The 16,823-nt window shown below is 64.3% G+C and carries 15 protein-coding genes; 5 read left to right on the top strand and 10 right to left on the bottom strand.

Annotated features, from left to right (window positions below):
- Positions 1-102: 102 nt before the first annotated feature.
- Positions 103-1,002, top strand: a complete 900-nt coding sequence (locus NLM33_RS28120) for an AraC family transcriptional regulator (protein ID WP_254100902.1) — start codon at positions 103-105, stop codon at positions 1,000-1,002.
- Positions 1,003-1,026: 24 nt separating this feature from the next.
- On the opposite strand, the gene NLM33_RS28115 is transcribed toward NLM33_RS28120, so the two are convergent.
- The 8 genes from NLM33_RS28115 to cyoA form a co-directional block, all read right to left on the bottom strand.
- Positions 1,027-2,442 carry an adenylate/guanylate cyclase domain-containing protein gene (locus NLM33_RS28115; RefSeq protein WP_254100900.1) on the bottom strand — a complete coding sequence of 472 codons (1,416 nt, stop codon included), beginning with the start codon at positions 2,440-2,442 and terminating at the stop codon, positions 1,027-1,029.
- Positions 2,443-2,603: 161 nt separating this feature from the next.
- Positions 2,604-3,137 carry a response regulator transcription factor gene (locus tag NLM33_RS28110; protein ID WP_254100898.1) on the bottom strand — a complete coding sequence of 178 codons (534 nt, stop codon included), beginning with the start codon at positions 3,135-3,137 and terminating at the stop codon, positions 2,604-2,606.
- The gene (locus NLM33_RS28105; protein ID WP_254100896.1) at positions 3,127-4,527 is read right to left on the bottom strand and encodes an ATP-binding protein; all 1,401 of its coding nucleotides are present in this window, start codon (positions 4,525-4,527) and stop codon (positions 3,127-3,129) included. The genes NLM33_RS28110 and NLM33_RS28105 overlap by 11 nt, the downstream gene beginning before the upstream one ends.
- Positions 4,499-5,341, bottom strand: a complete 843-nt coding sequence (locus tag NLM33_RS28100; RefSeq protein WP_254100894.1) for an SURF1 family protein — start codon at positions 5,339-5,341, stop codon at positions 4,499-4,501. The genes NLM33_RS28105 and NLM33_RS28100 overlap by 29 nt, the downstream gene beginning before the upstream one ends.
- The gene (cyoD, locus tag NLM33_RS28095; RefSeq protein ID WP_254100892.1) at positions 5,338-5,715 is read right to left on the bottom strand and encodes a cytochrome o ubiquinol oxidase subunit IV; all 378 of its coding nucleotides are present in this window, start codon (positions 5,713-5,715) and stop codon (positions 5,338-5,340) included. The genes NLM33_RS28100 and cyoD overlap by 4 nt, the downstream gene beginning before the upstream one ends.
- Positions 5,712-6,341, bottom strand: a complete 630-nt coding sequence (cyoC, locus tag NLM33_RS28090) for a cytochrome o ubiquinol oxidase subunit III (RefSeq protein WP_254100890.1) — start codon at positions 6,339-6,341, stop codon at positions 5,712-5,714. Before cyoC ends, cyoD begins: the two co-directional genes overlap by 4 nt.
- Complete coding sequence (gene cyoB / locus NLM33_RS28085; protein ID WP_254100888.1) at positions 6,342-8,345, bottom strand: cytochrome o ubiquinol oxidase subunit I; 2,004 nt, start codon at positions 8,343-8,345, stop codon at positions 6,342-6,344. It lies immediately after the preceding gene.
- 10 nt (positions 8,346-8,355) lie between these two features.
- Complete coding sequence (cyoA, locus tag NLM33_RS28080; RefSeq protein ID WP_254100886.1) at positions 8,356-9,516, bottom strand: ubiquinol oxidase subunit II; 1,161 nt, start codon at positions 9,514-9,516, stop codon at positions 8,356-8,358.
- A gap of 179 nt (positions 9,517-9,695) precedes the next feature.
- On the opposite strand from cyoA, the gene NLM33_RS28075 reads away from it, so the two are divergent.
- Positions 9,696-11,024 carry an MFS transporter gene (locus NLM33_RS28075; RefSeq protein WP_254100884.1) on the top strand — a complete coding sequence of 443 codons (1,329 nt, stop codon included), beginning with the start codon at positions 9,696-9,698 and terminating at the stop codon, positions 11,022-11,024.
- A gap of 220 nt (positions 11,025-11,244) precedes the next feature.
- On the opposite strand, the gene NLM33_RS28070 is transcribed toward NLM33_RS28075, so the two are convergent.
- Positions 11,245-12,636 (bottom strand): M48 family metalloprotease, encoded by a 1,392-nt coding sequence (locus tag NLM33_RS28070; RefSeq protein WP_254100882.1) that lies wholly within the window; start codon positions 12,634-12,636, stop codon positions 11,245-11,247.
- Positions 12,637-12,791: 155 nt separating this feature from the next.
- Positions 12,792-13,529 carry a thermonuclease family protein gene (locus NLM33_RS28065; protein WP_254105902.1) on the bottom strand — a complete coding sequence of 246 codons (738 nt, stop codon included), beginning with the start codon at positions 13,527-13,529 and terminating at the stop codon, positions 12,792-12,794.
- A gap of 193 nt (positions 13,530-13,722) precedes the next feature.
- Between NLM33_RS28065 and NLM33_RS28060 the strand changes: the two genes are divergently transcribed.
- The 3 genes from NLM33_RS28060 to NLM33_RS28050 all read left to right on the top strand — a co-directional run bounded on the left by NLM33_RS28060 (position 13,723) and on the right by NLM33_RS28050 (position 16,619).
- The gene (locus NLM33_RS28060; RefSeq protein ID WP_254100880.1) at positions 13,723-14,934 is read left to right on the top strand and encodes an ABC transporter substrate-binding protein; all 1,212 of its coding nucleotides are present in this window, start codon (positions 13,723-13,725) and stop codon (positions 14,932-14,934) included.
- Between the two features lie 129 nt (positions 14,935-15,063).
- Entirely contained in the window at positions 15,064-15,855 is a 792-nt protein-coding gene (locus NLM33_RS28055; RefSeq protein WP_254100878.1) for an enoyl-CoA hydratase, read from the top strand.
- A gap of 2 nt (positions 15,856-15,857) precedes the next feature.
- Positions 15,858-16,619: a hypothetical protein gene (locus NLM33_RS28050; RefSeq protein ID WP_254100876.1), complete on the top strand. Its 762-nt coding sequence runs from the start codon at positions 15,858-15,860 to the stop codon at positions 16,617-16,619.
- The last annotated feature ends 204 nt before the right edge of the window (positions 16,620-16,823 follow it).

Here is a 16,823-nt window from a genome sequence, read left to right as displayed (position 1 = left end):
CTCATGAGTGAAACAGGAAAGCGCCAGACGTCGGAATGCTTGCCTGAGCTCGCAACATTTCGACTTTCGACTGACAAGTTTCCCGAGCCACGGCGCCTGTCCATGTGGCGCGAGGAATTCGGCGACAAGATCCTTCGCGTCGATATCGAGCCGCTGTCGGATATTCCATTTCACGCCAAATCGACGTTACGCGTCCTGCCGGGGTTGAATACGTTCTCCTCCACCTCGTCGCCGCTTCGATTCCGCCGCACAAGCGACGCGGCCGATGCCGATGGATCCGTTGCCGTCATCATAAACATGACGAAGGACTGCGTCGTAGCTCAGCGCGGCCGGGAGATAACGCTCCGCGCGGGCGACGCCGTCGCGGTGCATCACAGAAGCAGAGGGAGCGTGAGCTTTGCACAAGGAAGCTACTTCGCTCTGGTGATCCCTCGTGCCGAGCTTGCGTCGCGCCTGAGCAATGTCGACGAGCCGACGATGCGGCTTATCCCGCGCGAGCAGACCACCCTGCGGCTCATGAGAAGCTATATGCGTCCGCTATGGGACGAACTTCGCCTGGCCACGTCCGATTTGCGTTCCCTGGTGGCGACGCACGTTCATGATCTTGCGGCAATGATGTTGAACCGTGATCGCCTGTCGAGTGAGAGCAACGCCAGCGCGGTTGTGGCAACCCGGTTGGCCGCGGTATTGGACTACATCGCTGCCCATTTCGACGACCCGGAACTCAATCTGGAAGCGGTTGCGCATAGCCAAGGCGTCTCTCCGCGCTATCTGCAGCGGCTGCTTGAAACCTCGGGATCATCGTTTACCGCTCAGGTGAATGAGTTGCGCCTGCAACGAGCGTTCTCGCTTCTTACCGAGCCGGTCGCGAGCCCGAGATTGATTTCCGACATCGCATTGGAGGTCGGCTTTTCCGATATCTCCTATTTCAATCGATCGTTTCACTCGCGCTTTGGCGAGTCGCCGACTGGCATACGAGCCCAGGCAAGAAAATCGGGTTGACACCGACGGTGGACTGTAGCGTCGCTATGCTACGACAGCCGTGCCTGAAGCAGCGCGCGCCTGCGTCCAGATCGCGATCGGCTGCTCGAGGCCGCGGACGGTCTGCGGGGCGTGTTCTATCAGCGGCCGAAACGCTGCGTCTGCCTCGTCGAGCTCGATCCTGGCGCGCCTGACGAGATCGTCGCTCGCCACCAGCGCGCAGCCGAGCGTGCGCGTCAAGGCTTCGAGCCGGCTTGCCGCGTTCACGGTCGAGCCGATCACCGCGAATTCGAGACAGGTCACACCGATGTCGCCGAGCACGACGGGTCCGTAATGCAGGCCAAAGCTGACGCGGATCGGAGGTTCGCCGACCGCCTTGCGCTGCTCGTTCCAGCGATCCGCGGCCGCCATCATCGCCTGCGCACAACGCAGCGCGTTGATGGCATCAAATTTGCCAACGAAGGGCGTGCCGAAGGTCGCCATCAATCCGTCGCCGAGATATTTGTCCAGCGTGCCGCTGTGGCGGAACACCTCCTGCTCCATCAGCGCGTGGAATTCGCGCAAGGTGCGCACGACCTCTTCCGGCGTTCGCGCGTCGGCAAAGGCCGTGAAGCCGACGATGTCGACGAACAGCACCGCGACGTTTTGCGTGCGCACCTGCTTCAGTGGTTCGTCATGCCCTGACAATTCCTCGACCACGCTCGGTGAGAAATAGCGCGCAAGATTGCCGCGCTCGCGCTCCACCGCGGCGTGACGGATCAGGAGATCGTTGCTGCGACGCACCGCCAGGGCGAGCGTCACTGCGACAATCATGAACACGACGATCTCCTGGACACGCGTCGCGAACACGATCGAGCTGGGCGAGATCAACTGAAACATCCGGTGATCGCTACCGATCGCCGCGGCGATGCGAGCGGTCCGCGCGGGATCCGGGTCGGGCTGCCACCACACCCATGCAACGCCGATGATCCAAAGCGCCGCGGTCCATGTGCCAACGGCGATGACGGTCCGCCAGGAGTAGGCCAGCGTCGCGCCCGACAGCAGCACGAAAAAATAGATGAAGTTGCCGAAATGGAGTTGCATCGCTGCCGGCCAATGCCCGGATCCAAGAGGATTCGGCCCCAGGAGCACGAACGTCAGCAGCGCGAGGTCGCAGAACAACAGCGCCAGCTCCAGCCGCGACACGCCGACCCGTCCCACCCTGACCTGCGCCCAGCCGATCAGCGCGAACAGGCCGAGCAGAGCCACATAGTAGAGCTGGTCCCATGCCGGATTGATGTACATGAGCAGACAAGCGATCACCGCGAGTGCGACATAGCGCGCCCGCACCGCCAGCTGCAGGCCCTCCTGCTTGGCCGCTGCGAGCGCGGCCTGCGCAAACTCGACGGTTTCGGTGTCGCGCCGGCTGCGTGCGCGCGGCAATACGGCAGAGAAGTCAATGCGCTCGACAAGCGTGGTCACGGGGCAGTCTCCTCGCGTGGGCCTTGCGGCCGTTGACGAGCATCAGCAGCCGTAGGGTGGGTTAGCGTAGCGTAACCCACCTCTTCCCCTTCTGCGAAGATGAACAGCGGTGGGTTACGCTTCGCTAACCCACCCTACGATTACGGCAAGGCAGGGTCAGCTTACTTTACCGGCCGCTTCTCGAGCTTTCGTGCCAGCGTGCGGCGGTGCATGCCGAGCCGCCGTGCGGCTTCCGAGATGTTGAAATCCGTCTCGATCAGCGTCTGGTGGATGCGCTCCCACTCCAGCGTCTTGATCGAGGTCGGCCGGCTGTCCAGCGCCACCTCGGCATTGCCTTCGGCCTTCTGGAACGCGGCCTCGATGTCGTCGGTGTTGGAGGGCTTCGCGAGATAGTGGCAGGCCCCGAGCTTGATCGCCTCCACCGCGGTGGCGATGCTGGCAAAGCCCGTGAGCACCACGATCAGCATGTCGGCGTCATGGGTGTGCAGGAGCTCGACGCAAGCCAGCCCCGAGGCCCCGCCGAGCTTGAGGTCGACGACGGCGCGGCCGAATGATTTGTCCTCGAGCTCCTTCCGGACCTCTTCGATCGAGGCTGCGATCACGACAGAATAGCCGCGGCGCTCGAACGAGCGCTTCAGCGTGCGCGCAAAGCCGGAATCGTCCTCGACGATGATCAGGGACTGCTCAGGCGTCAAAGCCGCCTCCGATGGCAAGCGTGGAGAGCGGCAGCACGAGTCGCACGGTGGCGCCGCGCTTCCTGTGGTTCTCCGCGGTCACCGTGCCGCCGAGCTTGCGCACGACGTTCAGCACCAGGAACAGGCCGAGCCCGCCGCCGGCGCGTCCCTTGCTCGACTGGTAGGGCTTTCCCAGCTGCGCGAGCATTTCGGGTGCAAAGCCCGGGCCGCGGTCGCTGATCGACAGCACGAGCTTGTCGTCCTCGCGCTCGGCCAACAGCTCGACCCAGTCGCGCGAGACCTCGTAGGCATTGTCGAGCACGTTGAAGATCACCTGCTTCAGCGCGATGTCGGAGACGATCGCGACGTCCTCGCCGAAGGTGTTGGTGAAGTAGAGCGTGCGCGCCGAGCGCGCGTTGCGCCATTCCTCGACCAGCGCGGTCAGGAACGCGGCCACCGTCGTCGGCGCCGAGCCCTCGCCGCGGGCCTCGCCGGCGGAGACGAGAATGCCCGTCACGATCGATTTGCAGCGTTGCAGCGAGGTCTCCATTTCGGCGAGATCCTCGGTGAGCTCATGGTCGCCCGCGAGATCCGGCATGCGGCGCCAGTCGTTGAGGATCACCGAGAGCGAGGCGAGTGGGGTGCCGAGCTCATGCGCAGCACCCGAGGCGAGCAAGCCCATGCGGACGATGTGATCCTCCTCGGCGGCATGCTGGCGCAGCGCCGCCAGATGCGCGTCGCGATCGCGAAGGTTCCTGTTGATGCGGGTCACGAACACCACCAGCAGCACGGCGTTGAGCGCGAAACCAAAGAGCATGCCGACGACGGTCAGGCTGTAGGTGTCGCTCAGGGGGTTATGCGGCAGGTCCAGCGGCCGGTAGGCGAGCGTCAGCCAGACGAAGGCGGCGCAGGTCAGCGCCACCAGCGACCAGGTGGTCGAGCGGGCGTCGAGCAGCACCGCACCCAGCGTCACCTGCAACAGGAATAGCGAGGTGAAGGGATTGGTGGCGCCGCCGCTGAGGTAAAGCTGGGCGGTGAGCGCTGCGACGTCGAGCATCAGTGCGACCAGCAGCTCGTTGTTGGTGATCGCGGCGCGATGGCGCACCCAGACCAGGCTCGAAATGTTGAGCAGCACCAGCGCCGAGATCACCGCACCCATCCGCGTGAGCGGCAACTCGATGCCCAGGCCGAAATGCGCCGCACCGATCGTGACGATCTGGCCGACGACCGCGGTCCAGCGCAGCTGGATCAGCAGCGCCATATTCTTGCGGTTGGTCTCGTCATCGGTCGGCGCGGGCAGGGACGTCGCCGTCGGCTCGGTGCGGCCGTCCGCCTGCGCGGGAAGCGCAGCCGCGTCACGTCCGAGAGAGAGCTTTTCCTTCTCAGGTCGGCTCGACGATCGTTCCAGCATCTGATCCCGTCCCGCGGGCGGCGGTCTCGCCGGCCCCTTCGTGGACAAAGCGCCTGCGACGGAACAGCCCGCCGCCGAATGTGACGAAAAGTCTACCGGCCAGCATAAAGGCCAGGGCAAACCATGTCAGCGCGTAAATCAGGTGGTTATTGGGAAAGCGGATCACGGTCAATCCGCCGATCGGATAGACGCCGGCGTTGGGGGCTGCATCGGCATCGATGAAGAAGGGCGCGACCTCATTGAATCCGCGCGCGGCGGCGATCGCCGCGACGTCGCGCGAATACCAACGGTCATGCCCGGGATCGTTGTCGCGCAGGAAGCCGCCCCTCGGCTCGGTCATGCGCATCAACCCGGTGATCTCGACGGTATGGGGCGCATTGCCATCCGGCCGCGTCGCAGGATCGCGCTTCTCCGCCGGCACGAAGCCGCGATTGATCAGGACCATCGTGCCGTCGTCGCGCAGAAGCGGCGTCAGCACCCAGAAGCCGGGGCCTTCCTCCGTCACGGCTCTGACCAGCGTCTCCTGGTCGTTCAGCGGGCGGCCGGTAACGCTGACGTGGCGGTATTCGTCGCTCGCCGCCGTAGCCGCGGGCCAGGCTGCGGGCGGCGGCAGCGCGATTGGCCTCGCATGAACGCGCTCCTCGACACGGTCGATCAGTGTGAGCTTCCAGGCGCGCCGCTGGACCTGCCAGATGCCGAGGCCGATCAGGATGGCGATGGCGGCGAGAGAGAGCGTCGCGAGCCACAAAGACGGGCGCGCAGCCTTGGTGAGGCTGCGCGTTTTCCGTCCGTCGTGGTTCACGACTGCGCTCACTTCATCCCGCTCATCTCGTGGACCGGCATCATGTTGCTGTTGAGGTGATTCATCACCCACAGCGAGCCGGACAGCGCGATCACGACCATGACGATGGTGAAGATCATCGCCATCATGCTCCAGCCGTTCTCGGCCTTTGTGTTCATGTGCAGGAAGTAGATCATGTGCACGACGATCTGGACCACCGCGAAAGCCATGATCGCGAGCGCCGTGAGGTGCTTGCTCGGAAGCGCGCCCCCCATGACAAGCCAGAACGGGATGGCGGTCAGCACGACCGAGAGCACGAAGCCCAACAGATAGGTCGAGAGCGAGCCGTGCGCATGGGCATCGTGATGATGATCGGCTGCGTGCGAGGTGTGAGCTTCAGTTTTCATCGCAGCATTCCCATCAGATAGACAAAGGTGAAGACGCCGATCCAGACCACGTCGAGGAAGTGCCAGAACATCGACAGGCACATCAGCCGGCGCCGGTTGGCCTCGATCAAGCCGAAGCGCCAGACCTGCGTCATCAGCGTCACCAGCCAGATCAGACCGCAGGTGACGTGCAGGCCGTGGGTGCCGACCAGCGTGAAGAACGACGACAGGAAGGCGCTGCGCTGCGGGGTTGCGCCCTCGTGGATCATGTGGGCGAACTCAGAAAGTTCGATGCCGATGAAGGCGAGGCCGAACAGGCCGGTGATCGCGAGCCAGGCCTGCGTCGCGCCGACCCGGTTCTGCTGCATCGTCAGCATCGCAAAACCGTAAGTGATCGACGACAGCAGCAGCATCGAGGTGTTGACCGCGACCAGCGGCAGGTCGAACAGATCCTTCGGCGCGGGACCGGCGGCGTAGTTGCCGCCGAGCACGCCGAAGGTCGCGAACAGGATCGCAAAGATGAGACAGTCGCTCATCAGATAGATCCAGAAGCCGAGCGAGGTGCTGTATCCTTCCGGATGCGGGTGCTCGTCGGCGAGGTAGAACAGCGGCTCGCCCGACTGGTCGGGTTTGACAGCGATCGTCATTTACTTGGCTCCGGCGAGCAGTTGGGTGCGCGCTTCCTCGGTCCGGACGACGTGGTCGGTCGGGATGTCGTAGTCGCGGTGATAGTTAAAGGTATGGCCGATCGCGACGGTGAGCAGAGCGATGAAGCTCGCGGCGGCAAGCCACCACATGTACCAGATCAGGCCGAACGCCATCGCCGTCGAAAGACCGGCGAGGATGATGCCGGTGCCGGTGTTGCTCGGCATGTGGATCGGCTTGAAGCCGGTGAGCGGACGCTTGTAGCCGCGGCGCTTCATGTCCCACCACGCGTCATTGTCGTGCACGACGGGGGTGAAGGCGAAGTTGTAGTCCGGCGGCGGCGAGGAGGTCGCCCATTCCAGCGTGCGCGCGTCCCAGGGGTCGCCGGTGACGTCCTTGAGCGCTTCGCGCCGGAGGATGCTGACGGCGAACTGCATGAGCATGCAGAGGATGCCGAGGAAGACGAGGCCGGCGCCGATCGCGGCGATGACGAACCAGATCTGGAGCGACGGATCGTCGAACACGCGCAGGCGGCGGGTCACGCCCATCAGGCCGAGCACGTAGAGCGGCATGAAGGCCATGTAGAAGCCGGTGACCCAGAACCAGAACGACAGCTTGCCCCAGAACGGATCAAGCTTGAAGCCGAACGCCTTCGGGAACCAGTAGCCGATGCCGGCGAACACGCCGAACACCACGCCGCCGATGATGACGTTGTGGAAGTGGGCGATCAGGAACAGGCTGTTGTGCAGCACGAAGTCGGCCGGGGGAACAGCGAGCAGCACGCCGGTCATGCCGCCGATCACGAAGGTCAGCATGAAGGCGATCGTCCACATCATCGGCAACTCGAAGCGGATGCGGCCGCGATACATCGTGAACAGCCAGTTGAACATCTTCGCGCCCGTCGGGATCGAGATGATCATCGTGGTGATGCCGAAGAACGAGTTGACGCTGGCGCCCGATCCCATCGTGAAGAAGTGGTGCAGCCAGACCAGGTACGACAGGATGGTGATGACGACCGTGGCGTAGACCATCGAGGTGTAGCCGAACAGCCGCTTGCCCGAGAAGGTCGAGGTCACCTCGGAGAAGATGCCGAACGCGGGCAGAACCAGGATGTAGACCTCGGGGTGACCCCAGATCCAGATCAGGTTCACATACATCATCGGGCTGCCGCCGAAGTCGCTGGTGAAGAAGTTGGTGCCGATGTAGCGGTCGAGCGAGAGCAGCGCGAGCACGACGGTCAGCACCGGGAAGGAGGCGACGATCAGGATGTTGGTGCAGAGCGAGGTCCAGGTGAAGACGGGCATCCTCATCATGCTCATGCCCGGCGCGCGCAGCTTGACGATGGTGCAGATCAGGTTGATGCCCGATAGCGTCGTTCCGACGCCGGCCACCTGCAATCCCCATATGTAGTAGTCGACGCCGACGTCAGGACTGTAGCCGATGTTCGACAGCGGCGGATAAGCGAGCCAGCCGGTGCGGGCGAATTCGCCGATGAACAGCGACATCATCACCAGCACCGCGCCGCCGACCGTCATCCAGAAGCTGAAATTGTTCAGGAACGGGAATGACACGTCGCGGGCGCCGATCTGGAGCGGCACGACGTAGTTCATCAGGCCCGTGACGAACGGCATCGCCACGAAGAAGATCATGATCACGCCATGGGCGGTGAAGACCTGGTCGTAGTGATGGGCGTTGAGATAGCCGTCCGAGCCGCCGAACGCGATCGCCTGCTGGAGGCGCATCATCAGGGCGTCGGCAAAGCCGCGCAGCAGCATGACGATGCCGAGGATCATGTACATGATGCCGATGCGCTTGTGGTCCACGGTGGTGAACCACTCGCGCCACAGATAGCCCCACAGGCGGAGATAGGTCAGGCCGGCGAGCAGCGTGAGGCCGCCGAGCGAGACCACTCCGAAAGTGCCGACGACGATCGGCTCGTGCAGCGGCAGCGATTCGAGACTGAGCCGTCCGAAGACGAGCTTGATGAGATCAGGATTGGTAGACATGCATGCTCTCTCAGGAGTCTGATTTCGGACGCTGGCCGATGAAGAAGGACGTCGACTTGAGCGGCGTGAAGGTCGGCCGCTTCAAGCCGGCGCCGAGCAGCGGCGTGGTGTCGGCGGGGGCCTTGACCGCGGCGCTCGTCTGTCCCTGCGGTGCGTCAGGCGTGCAGGTGCTGGCCACGAAGCTCGGCTCGGGTCCGAGCGCGGTGCCGCGGCGGGCGTACTTGTCGTAAGTGAGCGGCAGGGTGTTGTTCAGCCCTTCATGGCCGGCGCCGCCCTTGGCGTCGATCGCCATCATCTCACTCATGCACATCTTGCCGGGCTCGACGCACATGTTGAGGATGAGGCGGTAGAGATCGGCATCGACGCCGGCGAAGCGGCGCACCGGCTCGTTCTGGGTCGGCTTCTCGAGCTGGAGATATTCGCTGCGGCCGAGCGTGCCACCGGCGGCTTTCGCCTTCGCGATCCACTCGCCAAAGCCCTTGTCGTCGAGGCCGTGGAAGGCGAAGTGCATGCCGGAGAAGCCGGCGCCGGAGTAGTTCGCCGAAAAGCCCCTAAAGGTGCCGGCGTGGTTGACCACCGCGTGCAGTTTGGTCTCCATGCCCGGCATCGCATAGATCTGGCCGGCCAGTGCGGGGATGTAGAACGAGTTCATCACCGTCGAGGCGGTGATGCGGAAGTCGATCGGGCGATCGACGGGAGCAGCCAGCTCGTTGACGGTGGCGATGCCGTAGTCGCGATAGATGAAGAGCCACTTCCAGTCGAGCGCGACGACATCGACCTCGAGTGGCACCGTCGCCTCATCGACCCGACGATCGGCAGCGATGCGGTCCAGCGCACGGTAGGGATCGAGCAGATGCGTGCCCATCCAGGTCAGCGCACCGAGGCAAACGATGATCAGCAGCGGCGCCGACCAGATCACCAGCTCGAGCTTGGTCGAGTGGTCCCATTCAGGCTCGTAGCGCGCGGCCTTGTTGGACTGGCGGTAGCGCCAGGCGAACAGCACCGTCAGAGCCATCACGGGCACGACGATCAGGAGCATCAGGACGGTGGAGATGACGACGAGGTCGCGCTGTTGCGCTGCGATATCACCGGCCGGCGCGAGCACGATGAAGTTGCAGCCGCTCAGAGCGACCGCCAAAGGTAGTAGCGCCAGGATCCGTAGACGGGACACAGGTAGGCCTTTTGGTTGGAAATTTCGTAGTCCAGCCAAGGCGTAGCTGCAGCGCACCAATCGGGACATTGGACAATTTGTCCAATGTTGCAGTGCGGAATGTTGCGTCAGAGAGGGGCAGGCTGCCCGGCGACCGTTGGGTGGTCGGCTTATGATTTCAGGACGTTAAGAGCGCAGGAATGGCGACCGCACAGACCCCCGCAATGGCAGGCATCCACCGCGGCGAGCACGGCCACGACCAGGCCAATCCCGGCGAGATCGCCATCGGCGTCATCATCGGGCGCACGTCGGAGTTCTTCGACTTCTTCGTCTATGCGATCGCCTCGGTGATCGTGTTTCCGCGCCTGGTCTTTCCGTTCGCCACCGAACTGACCGGCACCCTTTACTCCTTCGCCATCTTCGCGCTCGCCTTCATGACGCGGCCGCTCGGCACCGTCATCTTCATGACGATCGACCGCGAATACGGCAAGACCGCAAAACTGGTCGCCGCGCTGTTCCTCCTGGGCACCGCGACTGTGGCGATCGCGTTCCTGCCCGGCTACAGCGACATCGGCGCGGCTGCGATCTGGCTCCTGGCGCTGGCGCGAGCAGCCCAAGGTCTCGCTTGGGGCGGCGCGTGGGACGGGCTTGCCTCGCTGCTCGCGCTCAACGCGCCGCCGAACAAGCGCGGCTGGTACGCAATGGTGCCGCAGCTCGGCGCGCCGCTCGGGCTGATCGTGGCGAGCGCGTTGTTTGCGTATTTCGCCGGCAATCTCTCGGCCGACGATTTCTTCGACTGGGGCTGGCGCTATCCGTTCTTCGTCGCCTTCGCCATCAACGTCGTGGCGCTGTTCGCGCGTCTGCGCATGGTCGCGACAGAGGAATATGCCTCGCTGTTCGAGACCCGTGACTTGCAGCCCTCACGCATCTCCGACACCGTCGCGCGCGAAGGCCACAACATCATGCTCGGCGCCTTCGCGCCGCTCGCGAGCTTCGCGCTGTTCCACATGGTCACGGTGTTTCCGCTGTCCTGGGTATTTCTGTTCACCCATGAAAGCCCGGTAAGGTTCCTGATGATCGAGATCGTCGGCGCAGCCTTCGGTGTCGCGGCAATCGTGGCCTCCGGCATTATCGCCGACCGCGTCGGCCGCAAGTCGCTGCTGATGGGCTCGGCGATCGCGATCGCGGTCTATAGCGGCTTTGCCCCGCAGCTGCTCGATGCTGGCGCGTTCGGCGAGACCATCTACATGGTGCTCGGTTTCATCCTGCTTGGGCTGTCCTTCGGCCAGTCCTCCGGCGCGATCGCCTCCAACTTCAAGCAGATGTACCGCTACACGGCCTCGGCGCTCACCTCTGACATGGCCTGGCTGTTCGGCGCCGGATTTGCGCCACTCGCCGCGCTCCTGCTCGCCACCAATCTCGGCGTCATTGCCTCGGGTGCCTATCTGCTCTCCGGCGCATTGTGGACGCTGATGGCGCTCTGGCTGAGCGGCCAGCGCGAACGCGGCGATATGGATGCGGGTAAGTGATTAGGTGCGCCGGCGGCTGATCTTGTTCAGCCGTCGTCCCGGCGCAGGCCGGGACCCATACCCACAGGATTGAGTTTGGCGACGACTCGGAGTTGCCAGCTCGCGCCACAACCCCTCCCGGGGGTTATGGGTCCCGGCCTTCGCCGGGACGACTATGGAATTTGCGTGAGCCCAATCCCAAACTGCGCAAACGCGCATTGGCGTTCGCGCCTAGCGCGCGTCAATCCACCACGATCTTCACGCGGTCGCGCACTTTGACCTGTGCATGGGCGTCGAGGCCGTTGAGCACGCGGAAGCGCTCGGCCGGGTGATCGATGCCGGCCATGCGATGGGCGAGCGATTCCACGGTGTCGCCGGGCTGCACGGTGATCACCTTGATGCGCAAGGGACGCGCGGCCTGGATCTCCTCGAGCGTCAGGCGGCGGAATGAGTTCACCGTCTCGCGCGCATTGCGCTCGCTCTCGGTGGTCTTCTGCCGGCTCGCGAAGATGAAGCGGTAGACGTCGCTACCGAAGCGCAGCGCGTAGACCTTGAATTGCCACTGCTCGCCTTTGGCGGTCACTGCGGCTGCCGGGAAGCCGTTGATGGTGATGTCCTCGGTCGAGGATTTGTCGACGCCTTCCATCCAGCCGGAATTGAGATAGTCGCCGAGCGTCTGCTCGGCCGGCACCCGCACGACGTCGAAGCGCATCGCCTGCGAGCCGCCCTCGCGCACGCCGATCACCGCCTGCGCGGTGTTGTCGAGCGTGAAATTGTCGGGTGCCTGGAAGGTGAAGCCGAGCTTGGGATGCAGGAAGCGGCGGCCGCGGACAAAGCCTTCGCTCGGATCCTCGCCGTAGACGATGTTGTCGATCGCGCCGAGATAGGTCTCGCGGTCGCGCTCGGCACCCTCAGGCGCCGCATATTGCCGCGCGATCGTCTGCGCATTCTGCACGCGTTCGGGCGTCGCCGGATGCGAGGAGGTGAAGTCCTGCGCGCGCGGATCAAGCGCGTTCTTGCCGGCTTTCAGCTCGGCATTGCGCTCCATCGCCGAGAGGAAGCGGGCCGCGCCATAGGGATCGAAATGCGCGCGCGCGGAGATGCCGACGCCGATGCCGTCAGCCTCGAACTCCTGGTTGCGCGAAAAGCTCGCCATGGTGAGCTTGGTCTTGGCGAGCGCGAGCGCGGTGAGCTCGGGATCGTTGCTCATGTCGGTAACGACGCGGGTGACGATCGCAGCCTGGCGCGCCTGGTCCTCGCGCATCGCGGCGTGCTTGGACAGCACGTGCGCCATCTCGTGGCTGAGCACGGATGACAATTCGGAGGTGTCGCTGGCGAGCGCGAGCAGGCCGCGCGTGACATAGAGCTGGCCGTTCGGCAGCGCGAAGGCGTTCACGGCGCCGGAATTCAGGATCGTGACCTTGTAGCCCTGATCGGGTCGATCGGAGGCCGCGACCAGCCGCTCGACCGTCTTGGTGACGAGCTGCTCGAGCCGGGGATCGTCATAGGCGCCCCCATAGCTGGCAAGAATGCGCTCGTGTTCCTTCTCCGTGGCCGGCGTCTGCGCAACCGCGGGCTTCGGCGGCTTGGGCAGGGTGACGGCCGGCGCGGTCGTGGTCTGGAACCGGCCCATGTCGCCGCATCCAGAGAGCAGCGCACCCAGGCCAAAAGATAGACCAAGGCAAAGCGCAGCCGGCGCAGCCCGAAGGCGGCGGCTCACCTCTTTCCCGCGTCCCAAAACCCCATTCACGTCGCTTAACCCGTGCTGGCCTTAAGGCCTTACCCCGGCTAGTTCGTGCCCAGCAATTCGATCTGTCCCACCCGGAGCGCGTCAATCCGCGGCCCCACATTCCCCTCGACCCAGCCCCGGACCCGAATCTTTCGATTCTCCAGGGACTTGAGAACGATCCCGGCGCTCTCGAAGACCGGAACCATGCGCCTTGAAATAGTCACAGCAAAGCCGCGTGTCCAGTTCCGGCCGAAGTTGAGGTAAGTCGTTGCCCCAGCTTGCCGGACGGAGAGGACTTTACCCTCGACCACTACGAAGCGCCCGATCCCGGCCAAAATATCGTCCGGACTTTCCGCGTTTTTTATGGCCGACGGGTCAGCCCAGCTGCCCTTTTTTCCGCGCCGCGCCTCGGCTTCCGCCGCCATCAGGGCCGCCGCGCAGTCCTTGTCCGCGATCTCGGCGGAGACGATTGCATCACCCTGGGACAGCAAAAGGACCTGCACGGAGGTGTCGCTCTCGCCGACGAAAACCAGCGCGGGCTGGCGGCCGTAGCGGTCCGGCGTGTCATCGGTGCCGCGCAGGCGAATGTCGCGGCCGGCGAGCATCGCGGCCAGCGCCTGCTTCGTTGTCGTAGTCGGCTCGATGCCGGAGAGGCGCACCTCGCGCCCGTCGTCGAGGCGCACACTGCGCGCATCGACGATGTCGGCGACGCGTCCTTCGCCCTGGGAGTCGAACTGGCAAGGGGCTGCGAAGGTTGTGCCGTGACAGGCCGCGAGAAGTGCCGCTGCCACAAGCATCGTTCCAAGAAATTGGTGGGCACGGCGCGTTCGCGCCTTTGCCCGTTCTACGAAGTCATTCCATTTTGCGGAAAACAAGCGTCTCACCTCGCGATGCCGCTACGCTTGCTGCACGCTTTCCCATCCTGCATGATCGCGCCAATACTAACAACCAAGCCGCCATCAGAGCACGGCGCGATAAGGGAGGTTTTCCATGAAAAGGATTTTGTCCGCCATCTTTGTCGCGGCGTTGGTCGCGAGCACAGCGCAGGCTCAGGACAAAGCCCAGGACAAGGCGCCTCTCAAGCTCGGCGGCATTCTCGACATGTCGAGCCTCTACGCCGACATCACCGGTCCTGGCAGCGAGATGGCGGCCAGGATGGCGGCGGAGGATTTCGGCGGCGAGGTGCTGGGCCGCAAGATCGAGATCATCGCGGCCGATCATCTCAACAAGGCGGACCTTGCCGCCAACATCGCGCGCGACATGATCGACAATCAGGGCGTCGAGATGATCTATGACGTCGCGGCCTCCGCCACCGCGCTCGCCGCCGGCGAGATCGCGAAGGCGCGCAACAAGATCGTCATCTTCAACGGGCCCGGCTCGATCCGGCTGACCAACGAGGCCTGCGGTCCCCTCACCGTGCACTATGTGTTCGACACATTTGCGCAGGCCAACACGACCGGACTTGCCGCGGTGAAATCCGGCCTCGACACCTGGTTCTTCCTGACCGCCGATTACGCCTTCGGCCAGGATCTCGAGAAGGACACCAGCAATGTGGTGGTGAAGACCGGCGGCAAGGTGCTGGGCAATGTCCGTCACCCCCTCAACACGTCGGACTTTTCATCCTTCCTGCTGCAGGCGCAGGCCTCCAAGGCCAAGGTGATTGGGCTTGCCAATGCCGGCGGCGACACCGTCAACACCATCAAGCAGTCGGCCGAGTTCGGCCTAGCGAAAGGCGGCCAGAAAATCTCGCCGCTGCTCGCTTTCGTCACCGACATCGACTCGATCGGGCTCGAGACAGCGCAGGGCCTGCTGCTGGCGGAAGCCTTTTATTGGGACATGAACGACGACACCCGCGCGTTCTCAAAGCGCTTTCAGGAGCGCGTGAAGCGGCCGCCGACCTCGGCGCAGGCTGGCGTCTATTCCTCGGTCACGCACTATTTGAAGGCCGTGAAGGCGGCCGGCACCACCGATGCCACCGCGGTCATGAAGGTGATGAAGGAAACGCCGATCAACGACTTCTTTGCCAAGGGCGGCAAGATCCGCGAGGACGGTCGCATGGTGCACGACATGTACCTGTTCGAGGTGAAGAAGCCGTCGGAATCGAAAGGCCGCTGGGACGACTACAAGCTGCTCGCCACCGTGCCCGGCAACGAGGCGTTCCAGTCGCTCGAGCAGTCGCGCTGCCCGCTGGTGAAAAAATGACGCGAAGCGTCATCCCGGGGCGCGCGTAAGCGCGAGCCCGGGATCTCGATCCACAATCTCGAGGTTCCGGGTTCTCGCTTCGCGAGCCCCCGAACGACGAAGAACACAACAAACAAAGGTAAAACACCCATGAGCAACGACATGGTTCTGCAAAAGCTCGAAGGCGGGCTGCTCACCATCACCATGAACCGCCCCGAGCGCAAGAACGCGCTCAACCCCGACATGGTGCGCGGGCTGGTCGAGGCGGCGCGTCGCGCGGCCGATGATCCCGAGGTGCGCGCGGTGCTGTTCAAGGGCGCCGGCGGCAGCTTCTGCGTCGGCGGCGACGTCAAGTCGATGGCCGAGGGACGCGCGCCGCTGCCGTTCGAGACCAAGCTCGCGAACCTGCGCCGCGGCATGGAGGTGTCGCGCATCCTGCATCAGATGCCCAAACCCGTGGTGGCGCAGCTCGACGGCGCGGCGGCCGGCGCCGGCCTCTCGATGGCTCTGTCCTGCGACCTGCGCATCGCCTCCGAGTCCTGCAAGATCACGACGGCGTTTGCCAAGGTCGGCTTCTCCGGCGATTATGGCGGCACCTATTTCCTCACCCAGCTCATCGGCGCCGCGCGGGCACGCGAGCTCTATCTGATGTCGCCGGTGCTGAGCGCGAAGGAGGCGCAAGCGATCGGAATGGTGACGAAGGTGGTGCCCGATGCCGAGATCGATGCCGCCGCGCACGAGCTCGCGCTGTCGCTGGCGCAAGGCCCGTCGATCGCGCTCGGCTACATCAAGCGCAACATCAACAATGCCGAGCACCTGCCGCTCGAGGATTGCTTCGACGGCGAAGCCATTCATCACACCCGCTGCGGCGATACCGAGGACCACAAGGAAGCCGCAAAGGCTTTTGTCGAGAAGCGGAAACCCACCTTCAAGGGCGCCTGACCATGACCGGCTATATGCGCTTGCGGCAGATCTGCCTGGTCGCGCCGCAGCTTGAGCCCGTGATCTCCGACATCGCCGGTATCATGGGCCTTGCCGTCTGCTATCGCGACGGCAATGTCGCGAAGTATGGACTGGAGAACGCGCTGCTGCCGGTCGACACGGTCCTGCTGGAGGTGGTGGCGCCGTTTCAGGACGGCACCGCGGCCGGCCGCTTCATCGCCAAGACCGGCGGCCGCGGCGGCTATATGGCGATCTTCTGCTGCGACGATCCGGACGCGCGCGGCCGCAATGCGAATGCAATGGGCGTGCGCACCGCGAACGTGATTGACCATCCGCCCTATCACGGCGTGCAACTGCATCCCCGCGACTGCCGCGCCGGCTTTATCGAGTTCAATCACACCAGAGGCAGCGACGATGTCTTGGGCCCCTATCCGCCGGCGGGGCCGGATTGGCAAAAGTTCATCCGCAAGGACGTGACGCAGGCGTTGACGGCGGTCGAGATGCAGAGCCCGGATCCGCAAGGCCTGGCCGAGCATTGGGGCAAGCTGATCGGCGTCGCACCGAGCAAGGCTGATAGCGGCGAGGCCGAGCTGAAGCTGCCCAACGCCAGCTTCCGCTTCGTCAAGGGCGCAAGCGAAATCATGAGCGCGCTGGAGTTTCGGGTGGCGGATGTCGCGGGTGTCCTGCATGCGGCCAGGGAGAAGGGGCTTGCCGTGGCGGGCAATGAATTCTTGCTGGGTGGGGTGACGTTCCGCGTCAGTTGATCCCTTGATTGTTATCCGTCACCCTGAGGTGCCGAAGCGTAGCGGAGGCCTCGAAGGGCGACGGTCACCGGCGGGGCCGTTCATCCTTCGAGGCTCCCTGCACGGTGCGGTGCAGCGCGCAGCTCGCACCTCCAGCGACAACGGCTTCGCCGTTGCGCTGGGATGACGGGTCAAGAGCGTGCGGTGGGCTCACGAAGAACAAGA

Source organism: Bradyrhizobium sp. CCGUVB1N3, assembly GCF_024199925.1.
Classification (GTDB): Bacteria; Pseudomonadota; Alphaproteobacteria; order Rhizobiales; family Xanthobacteraceae; genus Bradyrhizobium.
This window is presented reverse-complemented; position numbering and strand designations above follow the sequence as displayed.

Bases quoted from the DNA above. Each gene is read 5' to 3' on its own strand.
- NLM33_RS28120 (WP_254100902.1), top strand. From the start codon at position 103: ATGTGGCGCGAGGAATTCGGCGACAAGATCCTTCGCGTCGATATCGAG.
- NLM33_RS28105 (WP_254100896.1), bottom strand. From the start codon at position 4,527: ATGCTGGAACGATCGTCGAGCCGACCTGAGAAGGAAAAGCTCTCTCTC.
- cyoD (WP_254100892.1), bottom strand. From the start codon at position 5,715: ATGAAAACTGAAGCTCACACCTCGCACGCAGCCGATCATCATCACGAT.
- cyoC (WP_254100890.1), bottom strand. From the start codon at position 6,341: ATGACGATCGCTGTCAAACCCGACCAGTCGGGCGAGCCGCTGTTCTAC.
- cyoB (WP_254100888.1), bottom strand. From the start codon at position 8,345: ATGTCTACCAATCCTGATCTCATCAAGCTCGTCTTCGGACGGCTCAGT.
- NLM33_RS28075 (WP_254100884.1), top strand. From the start codon at position 9,696: ATGGCGACCGCACAGACCCCCGCAATGGCAGGCATCCACCGCGGCGAG.
- NLM33_RS28070 (WP_254100882.1), bottom strand. From the start codon at position 12,636: ATGGGCCGGTTCCAGACCACGACCGCGCCGGCCGTCACCCTGCCCAAG.
- NLM33_RS28065 (WP_254105902.1), bottom strand. From the start codon at position 13,529: ATGCTTGTGGCAGCGGCACTTCTCGCGGCCTGTCACGGCACAACCTTC.
- NLM33_RS28060 (WP_254100880.1), top strand. From the start codon at position 13,723: ATGAAAAGGATTTTGTCCGCCATCTTTGTCGCGGCGTTGGTCGCGAGC.
- NLM33_RS28055 (WP_254100878.1), top strand. From the start codon at position 15,064: ATGAGCAACGACATGGTTCTGCAAAAGCTCGAAGGCGGGCTGCTCACC.
- NLM33_RS28050 (WP_254100876.1), top strand. From the start codon at position 15,858: ATGACCGGCTATATGCGCTTGCGGCAGATCTGCCTGGTCGCGCCGCAG.